The following is a 466-nucleotide window of genomic DNA, read 5'->3' on the forward strand; positions in this document are numbered from 1 at the left end:
GTTAGCAGCCAAATGGAAGATACAATGGACGTAACAGATATAAAGGCTTTTATTCCAAGCAAAGATTACGAATTATCCAAGTCATTTTATTCAGAAATTGGTTTTAATTCTGAGTTTGTATCTGACGACCTCACCTTATTTCAAAACGGTGACTGCCTTTTCTTCCTGCAACGCTTTTACGATGAAGCGCTAGCAAGCAACTTTATGCTTCAAATTTGCGTATCTGACATCGATGAAGCTTTTCGGTTATGCTATGAATCCACACTTAAACAAAAAATCACTTCAATATCCCAAGAATCATGGGGTAAAGTTTTTTATTTGTGGGGCCCATCGGGTGAGTTACTACACATCACTCAGGTTGGCGGCTAACAATCTGCTGTAGCCGCTCGCAGGCTCGCTGGGACACAAACACGGCGGCTGTGTCACTTCGTTCCGATTATAGCCGCCGTATTTGTGCCCCTAAGCA

General features: G+C 42.5%; 1 protein-coding gene. It reads left to right on the plus strand.

Annotated features, from left to right (window positions below):
• The first annotated feature begins 24 nt into the window (after window positions 1-24).
• Complete coding sequence (locus ACXAFQ_RS20525) at window positions 25-369, plus strand: VOC family protein (RefSeq protein ID WP_474825224.1); 345 nt, start codon at window positions 25-27, stop codon at window positions 367-369.
• Window positions 370-466: the final 97 nt, after the last annotated feature.

The sequence above is a fragment of the Alteromonas sp. ABH2_165 genome, from assembly GCF_056159945.1.